At 72.1% G+C, this 19,508-nt stretch carries 14 protein-coding genes; 6 read left to right on the top strand and 8 right to left on the bottom strand.

What is annotated here, in order from left to right; genetic code table 11:
• The first annotated feature begins 222 nt into the window (after positions 1 to 222).
• The 3 genes from OG899_RS05355 to argF all read left to right on the top strand — a co-directional run bounded on the left by OG899_RS05355 (position 223) and on the right by argF (position 3,534).
• Positions 223 to 957, top strand: coding sequence for a hypothetical protein (locus OG899_RS05355; RefSeq protein WP_168130843.1), 735 nt, complete (start codon positions 223 to 225; stop codon positions 955 to 957).
• Positions 958 to 1,192: 235 nt separating this feature from the next.
• Entirely contained in the window at positions 1,193 to 2,428 is a 1,236-nt protein-coding gene (locus OG899_RS05350) for an arginine deiminase (RefSeq protein ID WP_168130844.1), read from the top strand.
• Between the two features lie 98 nt (positions 2,429 to 2,526).
• Positions 2,527 to 3,534: an ornithine carbamoyltransferase gene (gene argF / locus OG899_RS05345; protein ID WP_125500744.1), complete on the top strand. Its 1,008-nt coding sequence runs from the start codon at positions 2,527 to 2,529 to the stop codon at positions 3,532 to 3,534.
• 89 nt (positions 3,535 to 3,623) lie between these two features.
• On the opposite strand, the gene OG899_RS05340 is transcribed toward argF, so the two are convergent.
• From OG899_RS05340 to OG899_RS05330, 3 genes are all read right to left on the bottom strand, one after another.
• The gene (locus tag OG899_RS05340; protein WP_125500743.1) at positions 3,624 to 4,070 is read right to left on the bottom strand and encodes an ATP-binding protein; all 447 of its coding nucleotides are present in this window, start codon (positions 4,068 to 4,070) and stop codon (positions 3,624 to 3,626) included.
• A gap of 194 nt (positions 4,071 to 4,264) precedes the next feature.
• Complete coding sequence (locus OG899_RS05335) at positions 4,265 to 5,095, bottom strand: PaaX family transcriptional regulator C-terminal domain-containing protein (RefSeq protein ID WP_168130845.1); 831 nt, start codon at positions 5,093 to 5,095, stop codon at positions 4,265 to 4,267.
• 200 nt (positions 5,096 to 5,295) lie between these two features.
• On the bottom strand, positions 5,296 to 9,630 hold the full coding sequence (locus OG899_RS05330; protein WP_168130846.1) for an NACHT domain-containing NTPase: 4,335 nt from the start codon (positions 9,628 to 9,630) through the stop codon (positions 5,296 to 5,298).
• 243 nt (positions 9,631 to 9,873) lie between these two features.
• Between OG899_RS05330 and OG899_RS05325 the strand changes: the two genes are divergently transcribed.
• Positions 9,874 to 10,137, top strand: a complete 264-nt coding sequence (locus OG899_RS05325) for a hypothetical protein (protein WP_125499547.1) — start codon at positions 9,874 to 9,876, stop codon at positions 10,135 to 10,137.
• A 401-nt stretch (positions 10,138 to 10,538) separates the two neighbouring features.
• A complete protein-coding gene (locus OG899_RS05320; RefSeq protein ID WP_168130847.1) occupies positions 10,539 to 10,982 on the top strand; it encodes a DUF6299 family protein in 444 nt (147 codons plus the stop codon).
• 19 nt (positions 10,983 to 11,001) lie between these two features.
• Here OG899_RS05320 and OG899_RS05315 read toward each other — a convergent pair whose 3' ends face one another.
• The 5 genes from OG899_RS05315 to cas3 all read right to left on the bottom strand — a co-directional run bounded on the left by OG899_RS05315 (position 11,002) and on the right by cas3 (position 17,627).
• Positions 11,002 to 11,550: a DUF488 family protein gene (locus tag OG899_RS05315; protein WP_125499545.1), complete on the bottom strand. Its 549-nt coding sequence runs from the start codon at positions 11,548 to 11,550 to the stop codon at positions 11,002 to 11,004.
• A 75-nt stretch (positions 11,551 to 11,625) separates the two neighbouring features.
• Positions 11,626 to 13,245 (bottom strand): Na+/H+ antiporter, encoded by a 1,620-nt coding sequence (locus tag OG899_RS05310; RefSeq protein WP_168130848.1) that lies wholly within the window; start codon positions 13,243 to 13,245, stop codon positions 11,626 to 11,628.
• A 155-nt stretch (positions 13,246 to 13,400) separates the two neighbouring features.
• A complete protein-coding gene (locus OG899_RS05305; protein ID WP_206344988.1) occupies positions 13,401 to 14,297 on the bottom strand; it encodes a LysR family transcriptional regulator in 897 nt (298 codons plus the stop codon).
• A 96-nt stretch (positions 14,298 to 14,393) separates the two neighbouring features.
• Positions 14,394 to 15,251, bottom strand: a complete 858-nt coding sequence (locus OG899_RS05300) for an NAD-dependent epimerase/dehydratase family protein (protein WP_168130849.1) — start codon at positions 15,249 to 15,251, stop codon at positions 14,394 to 14,396.
• A gap of 114 nt (positions 15,252 to 15,365) precedes the next feature.
• Positions 15,366 to 17,627 (bottom strand): CRISPR-associated helicase Cas3', encoded by a 2,262-nt coding sequence (gene cas3, locus OG899_RS05295; RefSeq protein ID WP_168130850.1) that lies wholly within the window; start codon positions 17,625 to 17,627, stop codon positions 15,366 to 15,368.
• Positions 17,628 to 18,574: 947 nt separating this feature from the next.
• Between cas3 and OG899_RS05290 the strand changes: the two genes are divergently transcribed.
• The gene (locus OG899_RS05290) at positions 18,575 to 19,495 is read left to right on the top strand and encodes an isocitrate lyase/phosphoenolpyruvate mutase family protein (protein ID WP_125499537.1); all 921 of its coding nucleotides are present in this window, start codon (positions 18,575 to 18,577) and stop codon (positions 19,493 to 19,495) included.
• The last annotated feature ends 13 nt before the right edge of the window (positions 19,496 to 19,508 follow it).

The following is a 19,508-nucleotide window of genomic DNA, read 5'->3' as shown; positions in this document are numbered from 1 at the left end:
GCGGACGGTGCAAGGGGGCGCTTCCGGAGACGACGGGGGCGCCCCCTGGCGCGCCGATGCACCGAACGTCGGAACGCCGCCCGTCGCCCCGCCGACACGTCGATGTGCCCCGGTCGACCGGATCCCGCCGCCCCTTTTCTGCCGTCTGGCCGGAACGCGTTCTTGTGGTGGTGTAAGCCGGACTTCACCCTGTTCACGGTCACTCGTGATGGTAAGGGGGACGTGTTGTTCGGCAGTGCGGACAGGAAGCAGCTCGCCCACATCGCCCAGAACACCCAGCAGCTCACCCGGATCACCCAGCAGCTCGGCGACATCGCAGGCCGGCTCCAGAATCTCGCCGTCGAGCTCGCCACCGTCAAACAACAGGTCTCCGATCAGCAGCAGACCCTCCACCGCATCGGCCAGGACACGGCCGTGCTCACCACCGGACTCGCCGAGATCAAGACGGCCGCCCGGGATGTGTCCACCCGTCTGCACGACCTCGTCACCGCACGGCCGGCGGACCGGACCGGCGAACCGGTGCCGGCCCCCGGCCCCCGGCCGCCCGCCGAGGCGGAACCCGACGCCGACGTCCTCCGCGCGGCGGCGGGCATCGCCCACGCCACCCTCGTGGCCCATCGCGACACCTGGGCCTTCCTCATCGAGGTCGCCGCCGGGGAACGACACTTCCACGTCCCCGGCCAGGTCGACGACCACGACGGATGCGTCAGCGTCCGCTTCTCCGGCCCCAGCATCGTGGCCGCCCTGACCCGCCTCGCCCGGGTGAGCGCCGAGACGGACAACCCGGTGACCCGCGCCGTCGCCGACCAGATCCGGCACAAGATCACCGCGGTGGTGCGCGAGGTCGTCGACAACCCGCGCGCCGACGGCGACGGCGCCCCCGTCCGCATCGTCGTCGACGACCGGCCGGCACGCCCCGCACCCGAGGAGAGGCCGCCGCGGCCCGACGGCGCGTGACCCGGTTCCGCGACGGTGAGGCGGCCGGTGAGGGGTCCGGGCGTGCGGCCAGGGACACGGTGTCCGTGGGTACACGGTGTCCGGAACTGTGGCCCGCACGGCAGCGCCGACCGCCGCACCCGTCGCCGCCCCTGCGCCCCGCGGCCTGCCCCGCCCCGCCGTACGAGCGGTGACGGCGGGGCGCCGGTCCACGAGGACACGGGTGAACCGGCTCTTCGGTGGTCAGGATGGAGGCATGGGATTCCATGTCGACTCCGAGGCCGGGCGGCTGCGCCGCGTCATCCTGCACCGGCCCGATCTGGAGCTGAAGAGACTCACCCCCAGCAACAAGGACGCCCTCCTCTTCGACGACGTGCTGTGGGTGCGGCGGGCACGTGCCGAGCACGACGGGTTCGCCGACGTGCTGCGCGACCGCGGGGTCGTCGTCCACCTCTTCGGTGACCTGCTGGCCGAGACGCTGGAGATTCCCGAGGCCCGCGCGCTGGTGCTGGACCGGGTCTTCGACGAGAAGGAGTACGGTCCGCTCGCCACCGGGCATCTGCGGGACGCCTTCGACCGCATGCCCACGCGGCAGCTGGCCGAGGTGCTGGTCGGCGGCATGACCAAGCGGGAGTTCCTCGAGGGCTACCCGGAGCCGACCTCGGTGCGGTTCCATGTGATGGACCTGGACGACTTCCTGCTCGGACCGCTGCCCAACCACCTGTTCACCCGGGACACCTCCGCCTGGATCTACGACGGTGTCTCGATCAACGCGATGCGCTGGCCCGCCCGGCAGCGGGAGACGGTGCACTTCGAGGCGATCTACCGCTACCACCCCCTCTTCCGCGACGAGGACTTCTACGTGTGGTCCGAGGGACAGGCCGACTACCCGTCCACCATCGAGGGCGGCGACGTGCTGGTCATCGGCAACGGTGCGGTGCTCATCGGCATGAGCGAGCGCACCACCCCGCAGGCCGTGGAGATGCTCGCCCACAAACTGTTCGCCGCCGGTTCCGCCCGCACCATCGTGGCCCTGGACATGCCCAAACGGCGTGCCCTGATGCACCTCGACACGGTGATGACGATGGTCGACGGAGACGTGTTCACCCAGTACGCCGGGCTCGGCATGCTCCGCTCGTACACCATCGAGCCCGGGGCCGGGGACAAGGAGCTGAAGGTCACCGACCATCCGCCGGAGCACATGCACCGGGCGGTCGCCGCCGCGCTGGGCCTGAGCGAGATCCGGGTGCTCACCGCCACCCAGGACGTGCACGCGGCCGAACGGGAACAGTGGGACGACGGCTGCAACGTGCTCGCCGTCGAACCGGGCGTCGTCATCGCCTACGAGCGCAACGCCACCACCAACACCCATCTGCGCAAGCAGGGCATCGAGGTCATCGAGATCCCCGGCAGCGAGCTGGGACGGGGCCGGGGCGGGCCGCGCTGCATGAGCTGCCCGGTGGAACGGGACGCGGTCCCCGGCTTCGGCTGAGCCGCCCGGGCGGCGGGCGGCCGACCAGGGACCGCATAGACATTCCAAACGCCGTATAGACTTTCGGTGTCCCTGTACCCCACCGATGGAGCGCCCCCATGGCGACTGTCCCGACCGCCCTCTCCGGCCGCCACTTCCTCAAGGAGCTGGACTTCACCGCACAGGAGCTGCGCGGCCTGATCGAGCTGGCCGCCGAGCTGAAGGCCGCCAAGAAGGCCGGGACGGAGACGCCCTACCTGCGCGGCAAGAACATCGCGCTGATCTTCGAGAAGACCTCGACCCGCACCCGCTGCGCCTTCGAGGTCGCCGCCGCCGACCAGGGGGCCTCCACCACGTATCTCGACCCGTCCGGCTCGCAGATCGGGCACAAGGAGTCCGTGAAGGACACCGCCCGCGTGCTCGGCCGTATGTTCGACGCGATCGAGTACCGGGGGGACAGCCAGGCCACCGTCGAGGAGCTGGCCGCCCACGCCGGCGTCCCCGTCTACAACGGCCTCACCGACGACTGGCACCCCACCCAGATGCTCGCCGACGTGCTCACCATGACCGAGCACTGCGCCAAGCCGCTGAACGAGATCGCCTTCGCCTACCTCGGTGACGCCCGCTTCAACATGGGCAACTCCTACCTGGTCACCGCCGCCCTGCTCGGCATGGACGTGCGTCTGGTCGCACCCAAGAGCTACTGGCCCGCACGGGAGGTCATCGACCGGGCGCTCGAGCTGGCCACGACCAGCGGCGCCCGCATCACCCTCACCGAGTCCGTCGAGGAGGGTGTGCGCGGCGCGGACTTCGTCGCCACCGACGTCTGGGTCTCCATGGGCGAGCCGAAGCACGTGTGGGACGAGCGCATCGCCGCCCTCGCCCCCTACGCCGTGACCATGGACGTGCTGCGCGCCACCGGCAACCCCCGCGTGAAGTTCCTGCACTGCCTGCCGGCCTTCCACGACCTGGGCACCCAGGTGGCCCGCGAGATCCACGAACGGCACGGTCTGACCTCGCTGGAGGTGACCGACGAGGTCTTCGAGTCCGCGCATTCCGTCGTCTTCGACGAGGCCGAGAACCGGCTGCACACCATCAAGGCGCTCATGGTCGCCACCCTCGCCTGACGACACCCGCCCGGCCCGCCCGCGCGCCGCGCCCGCCGAGGGGTGCGGCGCGCACCCGCGTCCGGGCCCTCGCCCGCCGGCCGGGCGCCTCACGCCGGGTGCAGCTGCCCGGGAATCGCCGACAGACGGAACCACACCGCCTTGCCCGTCGCGGTGCGGCGGTGTCCGCACGCCGTGCTCAGCGCACGGATCAGCAGCAGACCGCGCCCGTCCTCCTGCCAGGGATCCGGGTCCGGCAGATCCGGTCGGGTCAGATCACCCGGCGGCGCCGGATCGGCGTCGTGCACCTCGATCCGGCAGCTGGTCGGCAGCAGCTCCACCACCAGCTCGATCGGCCCCTGGCCCGAGGTGTGCTCCACCGCGTTGGCGACCAGCTCGGCGGTCAGCAGTTCCGCCGTGTCGCTGTCGGCCGGGTGGTCCGGCTCGGACAGCGCGGTGCGCACCAGGGCACGCGCCACCGGCACGGCGGCTGCCGTGTGCGGCAGCGCGACGCGCCAGGACGTGGCGGAGGTCTCGTGCACCATGGGTCCGTTCATGACGCAGGGCGTCGCCGGCGTCACCGTCAGGCAGTCCTGCTCTCGACGAGGGACATCGTACGGGTGCCGTCCGCCGCGCCCGACGGCACCCTCCGCACCGCGCCGCGCTCGCTCCGGCTGCGCCCTCCGGCTCGGCGCCGCCGCCCGCCCCCGCCCCGGCAGCCCCGTCGCTCAGGCCCCGGCAGCCCCGTCGCTCAGGCCCCGGCGACGCCGGCGAAGACCGCCCCGGCGTCCCGCAGCCGCTCGTGCAAACCCCGGAACACGGCGGCCGAACGGAACCCCGGCCAGTCCTCGGGCAGCAGCCGGGCGGGCAGACCCGGATCCGTGTACGGCAGATGACGCCAGGCGTCCAGGGCGAGCAGATAGTCCCGGTAGGCCTCCTCCGGCGGGGTGTCCGCACGCTGCTCCCAGGCGCGCAGCACCTGTGCGTGCCGGTCGAGGAACGCCTGGTGCAGCTTGGCCATGGCGGTCAGGTCCCACCAGCGGGCCACCGCCTCCGCGGTCGGTGTGAACCCCAGGTGCTCCCCGCGGAAGAAATCCACGTACACGTCCAGGCCGAGGTGCCGCAACGTGTGCGCGGTCTCCTCGTACAGCCGGGCCGGGGCGATCCACACCCCGGGCGCCGCCGTGCCGAAACCCAGCCCGGCGAGCCGGGACCGCAGCACATGCCGCTTGTTGCGCTCCGACTCCGGCACCGAGAACACCGCCAGCACCCAGCCCTCGTCCTCCGGCGGCACGGGCGCATGGACCCGACGGTCGCCGTCCTCCAGCAACTTCCGCGCGTGGGACGACAGTTCATAACCGGCGGCACCCTGCGCCGTACGGGCGGGCACGAGCAGACCGCGCCGCTTGAGCCGGGACACCGAGGAGCGCACGGACGGCGCGTCCACCCCGACCGCGGCCAGCAACCGGATCAGTTCGGCGACGGGCACCGGACCCGGAACGAAGCGGCCGTACGCACCGTACAGCGTGACGATCAACGACCTCGGGGCGGGATGCGCGGGCTGCTCGGACACATTGATCATTTTAGGTGGTCGGTGCAGCTGATCCGCGCCGCGCTCGGGGGTCCGGGGAGCGTCGACGACATGCCGACGGGACGCGCCGTACAGGGCGTTCACCGGGCCAAGTCCCCTGTGCCGTCCGGGCGATGACGGGACGACGCGGTGCACCGCCGATCCGTCGCCGCCCCGGCAACCGCCGGGACGGCGACCAGGGCACCCGCCGGCTACACCGGGTCCCCGGCGCCGGGCAGTGCCTCGGGCCAGGTGAGGCGGGCCGACGGTGTCCGACGGTGTCGTACGGCCGAGTCGCGCAGCTGCACCGTCGCCCGGGCCAGGAACGGGCTGTCCGCGAGCCACCGCAGCGCGGCCTCGCCCACCGCCTGATCGCGGTGCATGGCCACGGCCAGATCGAGGACGTCCAGGAGCATCTGCTCCGGCCCCCGCGACAGCCCCCGCACGAGCCGCTCGAGGTCGGCGTGCCCGGCGGTGCGGACCACGTGGCGGAGGGGATGCGGCCACTGATGCACCAGGTGCTGCACGTGGTGGCCCTCGTGCTTGCCGTGCTGTGCCGTCCGGCCGGCGACCGACGTGGTGAGGGCGACCGCGGCAGGAGGGGCGACGGAGCAGAGGCGTTCCACGAGGAAGCCGGTCGTGGAGATCACCGTGGTGGCATCGGCGGTGCGGATCGTTTCCATGGCCGCCTCGACCGCGTGGGTGCGTGCGCTCGCGGTGTCGAGGGGCGCGAAACGGCACAGGCAGTGGAAGCGCAGCACCGCCGCGGTGGGCGCGCAGTCGGCCCGGGAATGCCCTGCGGACAGCTGGGCGATCGGTGCCAGGGCGGCGTCCAGCTCGTCCCAGCCGTCCTCGCCCGCCCGGTCGGCGAGTTCGCTGACCCCGTGGGCGTTCCACCGGAACAGGGTCTCCAGACCGGTCTTCCAGTGCGCCGGTCTCAGGTACTCGTTCAGCAGGCGGGCCTGTTCGGCCAGGGACGGCCGCTCGGCGGCGCGCATCCAGACCACGTCCCCCCACAGCCGGAGCGCCGCCCGCTTGGTCTCGTCGTCCGGGAAGGCCCGCGGCCCGGTCCACAGCCGCCGGCACCAGGCGGCCAGCTCGGGACCGTGACGCATCAGCAGGGTGTGGGCGATGTCGACGTGGGGATGGTCGGCCGCCTTGCGGGCCAGTCTGGCCAGCCAGGGAATGTCCGCCAGCGCCACGTCCTCCGCCAGGGCCTGCGCCACGAGATCGGGGTGGGCCGGGGCGTGGTCGCACAGCGAGGCGTGCACCAGGGTGTTGACCACCTCGCGTTCCCGCTTGGCCCACTCGCCGTCGGCGCAGGCCGGCCACGCGTTGCTGCCGAGGGACAACTGACGGGTGCGTTCCTGCTCCAGCTCTCTCCATCGCCGCATCGCCTTCGACTCCCGTCCGCGGCCCCTGGTGTCGGTGGCCGCCATGGGGGCGAGGAGACGGGTGGCGCTGTCACGCACCAGGAACACCCGGTCGAGTTGGGGCTGCTCCCAGACCTCGCCTCTGCTGCTCCACGCCTTCTCGACGACCTCGCGGATCTCCGCGGCGGGCAGAGGGTGCAGACCGCTGGTGGCGAACCGGGCCGCGCGGTGCGCCCGTTCGCCCGGTGCCCGCTTGCTCATCTCCTTCAACCGCCGTGCGCACCAGTCCCGAGCGGCACGGGTCCCGGGCTCGTCGCCCGGTGAGCGGAGCAGCGCGGGCAGCAGGGACTCCGCCACGTCGTCGATCTGGTCGCTGTTCCCGCAGCGTGCCACGGCATGGTCCAGGAACTCGGGGACACCGCTCCGGGCGGTGCGCAGACGGGCGCCGAGAGCGGCGACACGCGCCCGTGCCCTCATCTGCGCCCCGTTGAAGACACCGCCCTCGCTCACGAGTTCGTCGAACACGGTGGTGGGCAGCGCCTCGGGAAGGGATTCGGCCCAGTGGGCGGCGAGCAGGACGTGGGCCTCCTGCTGCTCACGTTCCACGCTGTCGTGACCACTGCCGTCCGCGTCCTGACCCAGGCGCGCGGGCGCGGAGGGCAGGCCGGTCCGGTCCTTGCGGACGAAGGCCGCGGGGCGGTTCTGACGGCGTACCCGGTCCGGATTGCCGAGCCGCTCCGCCAGCACGGCGGCCCGCTCCATGAGCGCGTCCCAGCCGGCGAGACGGCGACGCGCACTGATGGGCGCGACGCACTGCCACAGCCAGCGCGCCGAACGGTGATGTTCCGCCAGGTTCAGCAACTCGGCCATCCGTGCGGCCGCCCACTCCGGCTCGGCCGGAGCCACCGCCGAGACGAGACGCACGGCATGGTTGCCGTGACTGGTGGCGTCCTGCACGGACAGACCCAGCAGCCACGACCAGAGACAGCCCGGCGCACCGCAGCCTCGTGGCACATCCGGCCCGGAAGCGCGGTCGACACACTCCTCGGGCCGGACGCACAGGTCGCGCAGCAGATCCCTGACCGCTGTGGCCGCCCCTGTGCCGTCGCCCGCCTCGTCCATGCCGGCGAACCGGCACAGCAGGTCCAGGGCTCTGCGCCACACCTTGGGGGCCCGGTGCTGCTCGAGGACGACACACAGGTCCTCGGTGACGCGCCACGGGTCGCTGTGACGGCGTGTGGGCAGCAGCTCCATCATGGTGGTGACGAGGGCGACCGGCGCCTCGGGAAGGAAACGGTGCACCGCCGCCTTGACCGAGTGCGGTACGCAGGGCAGCAACGCGTAGGCGCGCAGAGCGGTGACCTGAAGATAGTGGTTGCCGCTCATGACGAGCCGTTTCAGCAGAGCGGCCGCGGCCGGGCGGGCCGCCCCCTCGTCCCGGACGCCCTGCACCATCGCCTGCTCCGCGATCACGGAACGCAAGAAGTCGTCCGGAGTGTCCTCGAGCCGTTGTCCCAGCTTCGCGAAGACGTCCGGCTGCCGCCGCGTGTTCACCAGGGACACCAGGCAGCGCCCGGCCGCGTACTCGTAGAGCGTCTGGTGGAAGAAACGGGTGTTCGCCGTGTCCTCACCACCGCCGCCGGTCAGGACGTTGCGCCGGCCGAGAGCGGCCACGGCGGCCGGGGCGGTGACGGGCAGCGGGCGCGGGGCCGCGGTGGCCAGCAACCGGACGGCGCGGGCCGAGGCGACGGCGACACTGCCGTCGCGCAGCATGATGCGCGCCACGCCCTCGGCCGCCGGTGACAGATCGTCGGCGTCGGTGACGACGTCGCTGCCGTGACGGCGGTCGCCGGTCACCCGTTTCGTCCAGTAGGCGTCGTACAGGCCCGCGGCGTCGATCTCCGTGGTGGGCACCTGGGGTGCGTAGACCTCGAACAGCATGCGCAGCGTCAGCGGCCGGGCCACCACCTCCCGGATCGGCAGGCCGCGGACGGCGGCACCGACGACCGCGTCGTAGACCTCGCGGCGGCGCACCGCACTCCGGCCGCGGTAGTAGTGCGCGCAGTACGCCTCGACGGCGTGCTCGGCCTCCCCGCCGAAGCGGAAGTCGCCCAGTTCCTGGACGGCGAACGGTGTCGTGCCGAGAACGTCGTACAGAAGGTCCTGGTCACGGGTGCGGCAGGAGATCACCAAAGGCACCTTGTGCTCCGCGCAGCAGTCGACCAGGTCGCGGCACACGGTCCGCCCGTGCTCGTCGGCCAGCAGCACGTCCGCGCTGTCGAGCAGAACGGCCGCCGAGGCACGGTAGTTCGGCTGGCGCAGCATCCGCTCGAAGACGGTCAGCAGGTCCGTCCCGTGGGGCAGCAGCAGGTCATCGGCCCGGAGCAGCACCGGCTGGCAGCGCCTTCGTGATCCGCTCTCCTGGGCATCACCGTCCCGGCGGTCGGGCAGCGAGAGACGTCCGGTGAGCCGTGTGGTGAGGTTCCACAGCAGGCTGGTCTTTCCGGTGCCCGGTTCGCCCAGCACGATGTCCACGCGGGGCTCCCGGTCGGCTCTGCCCAGGCCGGTGAGCACCCTCCGGGCGAGAACCTCCTCACAGCCCCGGGTGATGTACACCTGGCTCAGGCTGACGTCGGCCTCGTCGTCGATGCGGTCGGCCGCGGCCACCGCCGCCGACGTGGCCGCCTGCAGCTCCTTCTGGCCGCCCCAGCCGCCGTCACCCGCGGTGCGGGACGGCGGCAGCAACTGCGCGGCCTTCTTCAGACCACCGGCGAGCGAGGCCGCGATGTGGCCGCGGAAGGGCGGCGCCGCGCACAGGTCGGCCACGGCTTCGACGAGTGCCTGACGATCACTGCTCAATTCGGCGTCCAGTTCCGCGAGTTCCGTGCGCAGCCGCTGGAACGTCGTCGGGTGGAACACCGTCATCCGGTCGGGCAGCCGAGGCCGGCCGTCGCGTTCCCGGTCCTCGCGGTCCTTCTTCAGCTGCCGGCACACCAGCTCCCGCCAGACGTCCGACGCCTGCTGCTCGTCGAGCCGCTGCTTGACGCGCAGCAGTCGGATCTGGTGGGCCATCACCTTGCTCAGCAGGTGCGCTGCCCTGACGCCCGGTGCGGTGCCGGTGCCGCTGTTCCGGCCGCCCGGCCGCCCGGTGTGCCGTGCGCCCCCTGATGCCATCGATCCCCCATGCGCTGCGGAACGGCAGGGTGCAGCAGCGTAGCCGGTGCACCCTGCCGCCCGCTGTGCACCAGACCTCGAATCCATTCGCATCGCCCGCGCCCGACCAGGGCCTTTTCCCCCGTCCCACACGCTCACCCCGGATCGATTCGCCCGCCGTACCGCCCTGGCCAGCATCGATCGCACGCCGGCTTCCACCGGGGTGTGGCCACACCTCACCGACCGACATCCGGTGAGGTACTCATGTTCCGTCCGTTCCGATCCGCCCTTGCCGCGTGCGCGGAGGGCCTCGACCGGCTCGCTTCCTGCGGCTCGTCGCTGCGACCGGCCCTCGGCCTGCTGCTGGGCCACGCCTCGGCACTCGCCGAGCTGTGGACGCATCCGCTGGCCAAGCTGGTGACCGACCTCCTGCTGGACAAGGGTTTCCGGCTCACCGTGCTCGTCCTCGCCTCCCTGGTGCGGGCACGTGTCCAGGCGTGGTACGCGCGCCTGAGGCGCAGCAGCTGACCCCACGGGAGCCGTCCGCAGCAGGCGGGCTCCGCGCCGGCGCTCGACAGGCGCGGAGCCCGCCGACGGCGGAGCCGGACACGCTCCTGCGGAACCGCCCGCACTCCACGCCCTCCGACACCGTGAGCGGGAGCAGCCGGGCGGCTCCACCGTGTGCCTGAAGACCGGGCACGGGAGCAGGAAAGGACCGCATCGGCAGCCGGCCGGCCCGGCACGGCAGCGTCCCGGGCCGGTGACGACGCACGGCTCGCCACCGAACGGGTGAGTTCACCGCGTCGGCGCACCGTCGGCGGTACGGGTGGAGCACCTGAGATCCGCTCCGTGATCTCCGGCGCCCTCCGCTCTTCGGCGTCGTCGGCGCCGCCCCCCTTGACCGACCGTCACCCCTGGAGGTCTTCCTCATGTCCCTCGCACGTGTCCGTTCCGCACGAGGCGTCCTCGGCGTGGCCGCCGCGACGCTGCTGCTGGCCGCCGCCCCCGCCGTGCCCACCGCCGCAGCGGCCGAGAGCGAGACCGTGACCGTCGACCCGACGGTGCGGCGGGCCGCCGACGGCACCCTCACGATCTCCGGCACCTACCGCTGCACCGGCGCCACCGGCCTCGTCTTCGTCTCCTCCGACATCGGCCGACCGGACAGCACCCTCCGCCACGGCATCGGCGGCACCCACGCCGTGTGCGACGGCGCCGAGCACACCTGGTCCAACACCGGCAAGCCCGTCGACCCCCTGGACGCCGGCCCGGCACGCGTCCAGGTCTCCGTGGTGGAACTGAACTCCCACGGCCTGCTCCTGCTGCCCCGCTTCCACGCGGTGCGTCAGCAGGACGTGACCGTGACGGAGAGCTGAGCGCGGCCTGTGCCCGGCGTCATCCGGCCGGACCGGCGGCCGGACCGTCGTACACCAGCAGCCCGTCCTCGCGCAGCCGTGCGCCGGCCGTCGGGACGTGCGGGCTGATCCGCCCGTCGTGCAGCAGATGCACCGCCGGGACCCCGCGCGCCAGCACGGCGAAGTCGGCGATGATCCGGCGGTGGCAGCGCCACCACACCGACTCCCCGCACATCACCGCCGTCGGTGTCGTCGCCGCCTGACGCAGCAGCCGGTCCATCGCGGCGACGAACTCCGGGGAGCGGGTGTATCCGGCGTAGCCGCGGAAGGAGTCGTTGCGCCAGAAGGTGTCCGGGCTGTCCGGGGCCGGTCTGCGGAACCCGCCGAGAGCCCGCTCCCACCGGTAGGCGATCCCGGCCCGAGGCAGCCACACGGCGAGACGCTCCCGCCCCGTGTCGGGGTTGTGCCGGCTGCCCGGGGCGGTCCGCACGTCCACCACCGAGGCGACCCCGGCGTCCCGCAGCAGGCCGATGATCCGGTCACGGTCGGCGGTGCCGTGTCCGAAGGTGAACAGAGGCGGCGTCTCCATGGCGGCCATCGTGCCCGCAGCCCGGCGGACCGGCATCCCCTGCCGGGCCTGGCCGGGGTCTGTCGTCCGGCCGGGTCAGCCGGGCGGACGGGAGGGCGCGAGGGCGACCTCTTCGGCATCCAGCCTTGCCACCGCCTCACGCAGCACGTCGTCGTCGATCCGGTGGTCGTCCCGCAGTCGTACGAGCGTCGTACGCCGGGTCGCGATGAGGGCCAGCCGCAGCGCCCGGTACTCCCGCTCCGCGGACAGGACCGCGGCCCGCCGTCCGTCGGCGTCGGCGTCGCCCTCGGCATCTGCGGCCGCTCCGGCACGGACACGGATGACGGCGAGCTGGTTCTCGTACTCGGCGCGCAACCGCTCGGAGACGTCGTCGCCGATGCCGAGCGTGGCGGTGAGCCGGGGCAGCGCCCGGAGCGCCTCCCGCGTGGCGACGGTCTCCGCGAGCCGGTGCTCCTGCTCGGCCGCGGTGTCGCGGGGCAGCCGGGCCCAGCGCACCACGGCCGGCAGCACCAGCCCCGGCAGCAAGGTCAGCACGACCACCGAGCCGGTCACGAACACGATCATGTCCCGGTGCGGGAACGGCGCGCCGGAGGCGGTGCGGAACGGCACGGCCGGCGCCGCCGCCAGGGAGACCGCACCGCGGAACCCGCACAGGCCGCTGACCACGCGGGACCTGTTGCTGAAGCGCAGCATCCGCTGCCGCGGGCGGCGGTCGAGCACACGGATGAGATACGCGCTGCCGTACAGGTGGCCCAGCCGCACACCGAACACGACGGCCGTCACGGCCAGGGCGATGAGCACGGCCCCAGGCAGGTCGGGGCCCGACAGCGCGGTCGCCGAGGCATGGAGCTGGAGTCCGACCAGGACGAACAGAGCACCGTTGAGCAGGCAGGTGGCCGTGGTCCAGAACGCCTGGGCCTGCACCCGCAGGTCCGCGCGCACCACTCGCGCCCCGACCTGGCTCATGATCAGCCCGCACACCACCACCGCGACGACCCCGGAGGCACCGATCCTCTCGGCGATCAGGTAGGCGGTGAACGGGACCAGCAGCATCAGCACCAGCCCGTGCAGCGGCTCGTTCCGGGTGTGCCGCCGCGCCCGGACGGCCACCGCGGCGACGGAAGCACCCACCAGCATGCCACCGGCCCAGGCACGCACGAACAACCAGGCCACGTGTGAGGCGACGAGGTGTTCCGCACCGGCCGCGACACCGACGGCCACGGCGTACAGCACCAGCGCCGTGCCGTCGTTGACCAGGCTCTCGGCGCGCAGCACGGTGGCCTGGTGTCTGGGCAGCAGCCGTCCGACGACGCCGAGCGCCGTCGCGTCCGTCGGGGCCAGGGCGGCCCCCAGCACCCAGGCGGGCCCCCACCCGAGACCGAGCGCGTGGACGGTGGCGGCGACCGCTGCGGCCGTGAGGACCACCAGGACGGTGCTCAGCAGCACGATGCCCCGCAGATGCGTGCGGATCTGCCGCAGCGAGGTGTTGAGACTCTCCCAGTACAGCAGCGCGGGAAGGAACAGCAGCAGCACGACGTCCGGGGCGAGACGCACCTCGCGCAGCGCCGGGACGAAACCGAGCAGCACCCCGGCGACCAGCAGCATCACGGGCGGCGTGACACGCAACCGGTGGGCGCCGATGTTGCCGAGCAGAGTCGCCAGACCCAGCAGGACGACGACTTCCAGACCGAGCATGGTCCCTCCGGTGTCGGCGGTGTCGGCGGCGAACGCCCTGGATCCCCGTGCGGGGCGATGGAGTGCCGCCTCGGACAGGCGGGGGCCGTGCGGTCACACCCTCCGCGAGACGCTGTGAAGACGCCCTCTGCGGGGATGCCCTTCGCAGGGCGCTCTCACCTCACGGCAGCCGGTGCCAAAGCAGACGCCACCTCGGCGAAGTCCCGGATGAGCCGGGAGCGGCGGGCGGCGATCCAGGCGAGGCACACCCGGCTCGGCCCGATGTCGTCCACCGGCACGGCGACGACATCGGGCCGCGTGTAGAAGGCGGCGGTGGACAGCGGCAGGACGCAGATGCCCGCCCCGGAGGCGACCAGCTCCAGCTTCTCCTCCACGCTGTGCAGGGGAGGAACGTCGTCGCGCTCACCCGTGCGCAGCTCGCGGGCCACGTCACGCCATTCCGGCACCGCCTCCGGATCCTGCAGGAGGTGGTCGTCCGCCAGGTCGACGACGCCGACGGCGGGCTTCCCGGCGAGCGGATGGTCGGCCGGCAGCACGGCCAGGCGGGGCTCCGTGAACAGCGGCTGCACGGTCAGGCCGTTCTGGTCGACGGGCAGACGGACGATGCTGACGTCCGCCCGCCCGTCGCTCAGCACCTCGACCTGATCGTTCCAGCTCGTCCGCACCAGGCGGACGCTCACCGAGGCATGCCGTTCCTTGAGGGCCCGGACGGCGGGGGTGACCGTGATGCCGGGCATGAAACCTATGGTGAACACCGGTTTCTCGGTGGCGGCGGCGGTGACCCTGCGCACCATCGCCGCGGAGGCGGCGAGCAGCGGCAGGGCATCCTCCAGCAGCTGGGCGCCGGCCGGCGTGAGCGCCGTGCCCCGCCGGTCGCGGCGCAGCAGCTGAACGCCGAGCTCCTCCTCCAGCGCACGCACCTGCCGGGACAGGGCGGGCTGGGCGATGAACAGCCGCTCGGCCGCGCGGCCGAAGTGCAGCTCCTCGGCGACCGCCACGAAGTACCGCAGTTTCCGCAGATCGACATCCACGTCGATCCCGCGTCGCGTCATCAGGAGGCCCCTGTCGTCGAAGGTCGGAGCACGCCGTTTCAGGCGCCCACCAGCAGGAAGAATCCCCGCCCCCACCAGATGGAAATAAAGGACATTCTATCCGCGGGCGAAGACGGACAGAGGGTCGGTGTGCACCGGCTCCCACCCGAGCTCGGCACGGGCGCGCGCCGGTGTGAGCTGCTGGTCCAGCGCGAAGGCGTCCGCGACCGGACCCATCTGCTCCCGCGCCTCCTCGAGGGTGAGGGACACGGTCCTGCCGCCGAGCCCCGCCCCATGGCTGAGGGCCTCCGCGATCTCCTTCGTCGTCGGGTTCACCCCGCCGACACCGGCATAGACCGAGCCGGCCGCGGCACGCAGAGCGGCGACGTACAGCTTGGCGAGATCGTCGACGTGCACCAGCGCCCAGTGCTGGGAGCCGTCGCCGATGTATGCCACGGCACCGGCCTTCTTGCCGGGCTGGGTGAAGAAGATGTCGATCAGCCGGTTGTCGCCGCCGTACAGCAGCCCGGGCCGGACGACGACGGGACGGCCACCCCGCTCGGCACGTGCCAGAACGGCGTCCTCGACGGGCCGCCGCCAGGCCACCAGCGCCGGCGGGTTCCACGGGGCGTCCTCGCCGACGACACCGCCGGTGTCGCCGTACACCCAGGTGCCGCCCGTGTGCACATACGTACCGGCCCCGACGCCGTCCTGCATCGCCTCGGCCGCGGCGAGATCTTCCTCGCCGGTCTCGGCCTGGGCGAGATGAATGACCGCCTCGACGCCGGCGGCCGCCTCGTTGAGCACGTCCAGGTCCGACAACGTGCCGCGCACCGGCTCGGCGCCCACGGCCTCGACAGCCTGCGCGGCCCGGTCACTGCGCGCCAGCGCCCGGACGGTGTGACCGCCCGCGCGCAGCTCGCGGATGACCGCCTTGCCGATGTAACCGGACCCACCGGTGACGAGAACCTTCATGTCTGCACCCTCTTGTTCCTCGCAGGCATCGCATCGCGTTGACGCCTTCACCCTCCGCCCGGGCGGGCATCGGCGTCCAAGACCTCTTGGGGCGGCTGTGATGCCGGGTCGGTATCAGGGGCGGGGAGGGCTTCGAGGCGCGGTGGGGGCGCCGCTCGGTGGGCGGCAAGGGGCCGGGCCCCGCTTGCGTGGGGAGCACCTCGGATCGGCATCCGTTTCGTCTGCGGCGGCGGCTGCGGCTGCGGCTGCGGGAAGGGGACACGCCTGCATGCGCGGGGACCGCAACCCGAGACCGGGGGAGTAGCGTGTCCGGCCGGGACCATCCCCGCACGCGCGGGGACCACAAGCCCGCCTCTGTTCTGCCACTTGGCTGGCCACGACCACGTGACGCGCGAGACGCTCCCGCCCGTCCGGACCGAACCGGCGCAGCAGCCAGGCGTCCTTCGCGGCCCGGTCCGCGGCGAGGAAACGCGAGTGCGCCACGGTGACCACGTCCTCGCCCAGGCGCTGCCGCAACACGTCCGCGGTCTGCAGGACCCGGTCCACGGTATTGCGGACGACCAGCGCGCAGCCCCCGTCCGCCAGCTCCCGCTCCACACGGTCCGCCAGTGCTTCCAGGTCGTCGTCCAGCCGCTCCAGCGCCACCTGCGTCCGCCGGCCGGAGGCAGCCGGCGGACGTGCCGAGAGAACCGGCCGGCCCGGACAGGCGGCAGTGATCAGGGGGTAGGCGTCGCTCCCCGTCTCCCCTTCCTTCGCCGCCTCGACGCCGGCGTACGCGGCCACCAGTGCCCGGCGCCGCTCCTGCGGCAGCGTGGCCGACAGCAGCACCACCGGAACCCGGTACGCCGCCAGCCACTCCAGGACACGGTCGAGGTACCGGCCCATATAGGCGTCGTAGGCGTGCACCTCGTCGATCACCACGACCTTGCCCGCCACCGCCAGATGCCGCAGCGCCAGGTGACGGCTCTTCAGCCCGGCGAACAGCACCTGGTCCACGGTCGCCACCGCGAAGGACGCCAGCGACTGCTTCTTGCGGCCGCGCAACCACTGGTGGGCGTGCAGGGCGGACGGCTTGACGTCCGTGTCCCCCTGCCGCTGATCCGCGTCGACACCGAGAAGGGACGGCTGCCTGCGGCGCAGCAGACCGGCCCAGACCTCGTTGAGCGCCGCCTTGGCATGGGCCAGCACGACCGTACGCCGACGGTCCTCCTTCAGGCCGGCCGGCAGCCGTTCCAACCACCGCAACAGGCGAGGGAACATGGCGTCCCCCGTGGCACGTGTGGGCGAAGCCACCAGCACCCCGCCGGCACCGGACCGTGCGGCCAGGATCTCCGCCGCGGCCAGCGCCGCCTCGGTCTTCCCCTCGCCCATGGGTGCCTCGACGATCAGCAGCCCCGGCTCGGGCATGGAGCGCGCCATCTCCACGGCCTCGGACTGCACCGGCCGGATCGCCGCGTCCGCGAGCCCGGGGAAGCGGTGCGCGAACAGGTCGGCCGGGGAGTCTTCGGGCTCCTCGGGATTCCACGGCTCCGGCAGATCCAGGTCGTCCCAGGCGGCACGAAGCCTGCGCCGCTCGCCCACCGGGCCGGCCGGCTGCCAGCTCTGCGGGTTGTACGGGAACAGCTCGGGCGCGCTGGCGATCCAGTCCGCGAGGATCACCACCGCCGTCAGAACCACCTGCACCGTCTGCGGAAGCCGGACCGCTCCCCATGCAGGCAGTCGGCTCGCGGCCCCGGTCGCCTCGGCACAGGCGTCCATCAGCTCGTACTGCACCTGACGCCACAAGCTTTCAGCAGGTCCCAAATGCCGCAGCAGACGTGGACGCAACTGCAGATCGTGGATCTCCCCGTGATCCGGGGGAACCCCGTGATGACCGCCCGCGACCACAGCGAACTGCCCCGACACCCGCCCGCGCAGACCGAAGCGGCCGTCCATCCACTCCTGCAGCAGCACCTGCCCGGCCAGCCCGTGCGGAGCGAGCCGCCGGTCCTCGCCGTACTCACGGAGCGAGGGCATGCCGAGACCGGCATCCCTCATCGGGCCCGCCAGGGACTCCACTTGGCAGGCGAAGGCAGGCGTGGCCTTGCCGATGTCATGGACGGCGGCGAGAAAGCGCACCAGGACGCGGGCGTCCTCCTCACCGCCCGGCAGGATCTCACTCACCAGCCCGCGGACGGACCGTGGCAGCCAGCGTTCCCACAGCAGCCCGGCCACGGCACCGCTGTCCGCCATGTGCCGCCACAGGGGCAGCCAGCTGTCCGTCTTCCGGTCGTGCTTCGCCCACGCCCGCCGCGCCGCCGCCGACAGCCGGTCGACCGGCAACAGGACCGGTGACGCAACGGGATCCTGCACAGCGGCATCCAGCCCTGAACTCATGGGCCTATGACACACACTGATCGTCTTCCGCGCAGAGAAAGCCGCGAACTTGCCCTCACCTGCACCATCGCGTAGTAGGGGGGGACGAGGTGCGACCGGTGCGCGGGCGGCACGGAGCACTCACCGGGGTGCGCTGTGACGCCTGTCGTGCGTGTGACGTCCGTTGTGTGCCGCGACGCCTGTCGTGTCCCGCGCGACGCCTGTCGTGTTCCGCACCGCGCCACCCCTGCCACGTCTGCCGCACCTGGGCCATGGCTGGGACCAACGCGAAGGACCGACTCGGAGGAGAGGCGAGACACACCGCGCCATACCCGGTCAATCAATCGCCCATCAGGAAAGCGGGCAAATGCTGCCCCCGAGGGTGCACATTCGGCCAGTCGCAATTGGCCAACTGCGATCACCGTCACGGTAGGTGAGCGTCATGCATATGCCCCGGGCGCTACGCGCCGGGATACGTGGCCATCCGAAGATCAAACGTGAGCTACTTCACCGCACGCGTTGACTGTCGGTCAGTGCGGAGCAGATTTCCGGTGGCCGGAGCATAGACGGTGCACGGTGCGCAAGATGCCGATCGATGGCCGAAAGCAACCCCTCGCCCGGCCGGCGTCGGTGAGTGATCTTGACGTGGGCATGGAGTAGACCATTTCCTTTCTCTGCCGCTCCTCGAGCGGGCTTAGGACCCGGTACAAGGAGCCACACAGTGGATCGTGAACGTCATCCAGTTCCTTTTTCGAGCCTTCCGCACCGAAGTTCCCGCACCGAAGTTCCCGCACCGAAGTTCCCGCACTGAAGTTCCCGCACTGAAGTTCCCGCACCGGCCGAGCGGCACCCCGCCAGGAACGCACCTGTTCCTGCGGTGCGTCTCCGTTGGGCTGCGGCAATGGCAGCCCGGCGCTGTCGCCCGGCCGACGGCTTGAGATGGAGCACATTCGTCGACAGGGGAACCCGTGAGCATTTCCACCATAGGTAACGAGACCCGATTGACGGCGCTCCGGGAGTCGTTGTCCCGGGGTGAACCGGTACGCATCATCGAAGTGCACAGTCCGCTGGCGGCGGTCATCGCCGAACACGCCCAGGGGAAGGGGCCCGACAGGCGGGAGTTCCATGGTTTCTGGTCCAGTTCGCTGACCGACTCGGCCCTGCGCGGCCTGCCGGACATCGAACTGCTCGACATGGAAGTGAGGCTGTCCTGGATCGACCAGATCTTCTCCGTCAGCACCCTGCCGCTGGTGATGGACGGGGACACCGGAGGACAGACCCTCCACTTCGAGTACCTGGTCAAGGCGATGGAGCGCCGAGGCGTCTCCGCCGTGGTGATCGAAGACAAGTGCGGAGAGAAGCGGAACTCCCTGCTGCCCGGTGAGGGGCTGCACACCATGGCGCCGGTCGACGAGTTCTGCGACAAGATCTCCCGCGGGAAGGCCGCGCAGTCCTCCGACGCCTTCATGATCATCGCGCGGCTCGAGGGGCTCATCACCGGCCTGTCCCGGCAGGAGATCCTGGACCGTGCGGGCGCCTACGTGGCCGCCGGCGCCGACGGACTGGTGCTGCACAGCCGCAGCTCCGACGAGGCGCCCCTGCTCGATCTGGCCCGCGAGCTGCGGCGCCGGCACCCGGACACCCCGCTCGTGGCGATTCCCACGGCCTACCCCTCCGTCACCGAGGAGGAGCTGCACGCCGCGGGCTTCAACATGATCATTTACGCCAACCAGATGCTGCGGGCGGCGACCAGGGCGATGGAGGAGGTCAGCCACCGCATCCTCGACCACGGCCGCGCCCTGGAGGCCGGTGAGGTGTGCATCGAGACCTCGAAGCTGCTGACGATGCCCGACGACAAGAGGCCCATCGTGCGGGCCCCCCGCAACTGATCCACGGAGCCGG

The organism is Streptomyces thermoviolaceus (assembly GCF_045209695.1).
GTDB classification, from domain to species: Bacteria; Actinomycetota; Actinomycetes; order Streptomycetales; family Streptomycetaceae; genus Streptomyces; species Streptomyces thermoviolaceus.
The sequence above is the reverse complement of the archived record's forward strand: the minus strand, read 5'-3'. Positions and strand labels throughout refer to the sequence as shown.

Excerpts from the sequence above, each read along its gene's own strand:
- OG899_RS05350 (WP_168130844.1), top strand. The coding sequence starts at position 1,193 with ATGGGATTCCATGTCGACTCCGAGGCCGGGCGGCTGCGCCGCGTCATC.
- argF (WP_125500744.1), top strand. The coding sequence starts at position 2,527 with ATGGCGACTGTCCCGACCGCCCTCTCCGGCCGCCACTTCCTCAAGGAG.
- OG899_RS05340 (WP_125500743.1), bottom strand. The coding sequence starts at position 4,070 with ATGAACGGACCCATGGTGCACGAGACCTCCGCCACGTCCTGGCGCGTC.
- OG899_RS05335 (WP_168130845.1), bottom strand. The coding sequence starts at position 5,095 with ATGATCAATGTGTCCGAGCAGCCCGCGCATCCCGCCCCGAGGTCGTTG.
- OG899_RS05330 (WP_168130846.1), bottom strand. The coding sequence starts at position 9,630 with ATGGCATCAGGGGGCGCACGGCACACCGGGCGGCCGGGCGGCCGGAAC.
- OG899_RS05325 (WP_125499547.1), top strand. The coding sequence starts at position 9,874 with ATGTTCCGTCCGTTCCGATCCGCCCTTGCCGCGTGCGCGGAGGGCCTC.
- OG899_RS05320 (WP_168130847.1), top strand. The coding sequence starts at position 10,539 with ATGTCCCTCGCACGTGTCCGTTCCGCACGAGGCGTCCTCGGCGTGGCC.
- OG899_RS05315 (WP_125499545.1), bottom strand. The coding sequence starts at position 11,550 with ATGGAGACGCCGCCTCTGTTCACCTTCGGACACGGCACCGCCGACCGT.
- OG899_RS05310 (WP_168130848.1), bottom strand. The coding sequence starts at position 13,245 with ATGCTCGGTCTGGAAGTCGTCGTCCTGCTGGGTCTGGCGACTCTGCTC.
- OG899_RS05305 (WP_206344988.1), bottom strand. The coding sequence starts at position 14,297 with ATGACGCGACGCGGGATCGACGTGGATGTCGATCTGCGGAAACTGCGG.
- OG899_RS05300 (WP_168130849.1), bottom strand. The coding sequence starts at position 15,251 with ATGAAGGTTCTCGTCACCGGTGGGTCCGGTTACATCGGCAAGGCGGTC.
- cas3 (WP_168130850.1), bottom strand. The coding sequence starts at position 17,627 with ATGAGTTCAGGGCTGGATGCCGCTGTGCAGGATCCCGTTGCGTCACCG.